The organism is uncultured Thiodictyon sp. (assembly GCA_903837595.1).
Lineage (GTDB): Bacteria > Pseudomonadota > Gammaproteobacteria > Chromatiales > Chromatiaceae > Thiodictyon.
The window spans coordinates 1-2,166 of the sequence record CAILVI010000455.1 but is presented as its reverse complement, the minus strand read 5'-3'; the positions used below and the strand labels follow the sequence as shown (position 1 = coordinate 2,166).

Sequence of the window (2,166 nt, the reverse complement as noted above, 5' to 3'; positions counted from 1 at the left end):
GGCGACCGCTTCTGGCCGTTCAGCGCCCTTCGCCGCCGACGTTCGCCTCCGTTTGTGCCCGACGGTCGGCCACCAACCCTTCGCTGCCCCCCTGCTGGCGTGAACACGCTTGGGAGAAGTCTCGCGGTCCGGGGAAGCCGCCGGCTGTCCCGGATGGGCCACGATCTTTCGTTTCCAACGTTGCAGACCTCAAGACTCCGCGCGGCGGGCTTCGAGGCCGGCCGCGGCTTGGATTCGGATGTCCTGCTGGGCGACTCGCATGGGACGCGTCGCCGCCTCATCAACGAACCGGGCTCACCTTGATCGAGATCGCCGTGGTTGACCGCCAGGTAAAACCCCCACATGCTTGGGCTATCCTCGCCAACGCCTCCAAATCCACCGCCGACCGACCTGCGGTATGACTTCACCACGCATTCTTCTCTGGGCCTGCCTGATGGTCGCCGCGAGCGCCAGCGCGACGGACTGGAAGCCCACGGCGGAATCGGACCGGCAGGACAGCACAACAGACCGGCTTTACGCCGAACGGTCGGCGGTCCGTCCCTCCGACGGTCGGCAAGTCACCGCGCACCTGGCCTTTTTCAGCTCGGCGGCGTTCCGCCTGAAGGTCGTCGATCTCGGGGCGGCTGCCGAGCCCGTCTATCAGACCCTGGCGGATGCCTTTCGGGCCGAAGGATGCGTCGCGGGGGTCAACGGTGGATTCTTCCACCCGGACCTGCGACCCGCCGGGCTGGTGATTGCCGAGGGCCGCCGGATCAACCGGTTTGAAACCGCAAAGCTCCTCAGCGGTGTCGTCTACAGCGATCACCAGGGTGTCCACCTCGTGCGGCGGGCCCAGTTCCGGGATCACCCGGACATCGCCGCGTTGCTGCAGAGCGGTCCCTATCTCGTGGAGGGCGCGCGGGCGGTGCGGGGTCTATCTCCGTCCGATCCCAACCGCCGGACCTTCATTGCCGCGGATGGGCACGGGCGCTGGGTCTTGGGTGCCACCATGAGCCCGCTCACCCTCGCCGACTTCGCGGAATGTCTCGCCTCGACCGGTGCCCTGATTCCTTGGAGGGTCGATCGCGCCCTCAACCTCGACGGCGGAACCTCGACCGGATTTTTTTTCGACCAGCGGGGCGGCAAGGCGCCGGTGAGCCTAAGTCCCTGGAAACGCGTCCGCGACCTGCTTGGAATTACGCCGCGCTGACCAACCGCCGGTTGCCCGGGGCGCCTGCATCAAGCGTGGTCGCGTTGCTCAGACCTCGGGCCGCGTTGCCGGATTCGTTCACGATCCTGCCGAGTTGCACCGGCACCAAACCAGCGTGCGATTGTTGACCGGCATCGGGTGATCGGCGAGCAACTCCAAACCCGCCCGAGCGGCCAACGCTCGCAGATCGTCCAAGTCCCGCACCCCCATCCGCGGGTCCCCGGCCTTGAGCGATGCATCGAAGCGGGCATTGCTCTCGCTCGTATGCCGTCCGCCATCGCTGAACGGGCCATAGAGTGCGAAGGATGCACCAGAGGCCAAGATCTGACCCACGCCGAGGAACATCCGGCCGACCTCAGGCAGTCCCATGATGTGGGCGGTGTTGGCGCTGAAGACGCCGTCGAACGGACCTGCCGGCCAGTCGCCGGTGACGTCCAGGCTCAGGGGCTCCGGCAGGTTGGGCAGTTGCGCCTCGGCCAACCACAACCGGATGCCCGGCAACTGGGCCGGCACATCGCTGGTCTGCCAGATCAGGTGAGGCAGCCGGTTGGCGAAATAGACCGCATGTTGGCCCGTGCCGCTGCCGATTTCCAAGACCCGGCGAGCCGTCGCGAACAGGGGACCGACGACCGCGAGAATGGGGGCTTGGTTCTCCTCGCAGGCCAGCGAGAAGGGTTTGTCGTGGAGCGAGCGTGTTGCCATGGGGATTTATCCTGGCGCGGGTTGTCGCAACCCGCGACAGCGGTGGTGATTAGGCAAGCGCAGATCGGGCAGAACCGGGGGTCGCCAGTCCTGTGGATGCCCTCTCCTGCCATTGCCGCGAGTATACGACCAGTGAGGCAACGTTCTCTGCGGCGCGTGCGTGCGCCCCGGCAGGTCGAAGGGGCGGCCGGGCGGCACCGGGCCACGGGCGATCAGCCTCGAACAGGATCAACAGCGCCATCAGACCAAGGGCCAGGTGGCGGAGTCCGCGGCCG

The 2,166-nt window shown here is 67.0% G+C and carries 2 protein-coding genes; one reads left to right on the top strand and one right to left on the bottom strand.

Going from position 1 to position 2,166, the window contains the following annotated elements:
- Window positions 1-397 precede the first annotated feature (397 nt).
- Window positions 398-1,189 (top strand): phosphodiester glycosidase family protein, encoded by a 792-nt coding sequence (locus tag QZY44_RS27275; RefSeq protein ID WP_295455510.1) that lies wholly within the window; start codon window positions 398-400, stop codon window positions 1,187-1,189.
- A gap of 78 nt (window positions 1,190-1,267) precedes the next feature.
- Here QZY44_RS27275 and QZY44_RS27270 read toward each other — a convergent pair whose 3' ends face one another.
- Complete coding sequence (locus tag QZY44_RS27270; protein ID WP_295455508.1) at window positions 1,268-1,891, bottom strand: DUF938 domain-containing protein; 624 nt, start codon at window positions 1,889-1,891, stop codon at window positions 1,268-1,270.
- Window positions 1,892-2,166 lie beyond the last annotated feature (275 nt).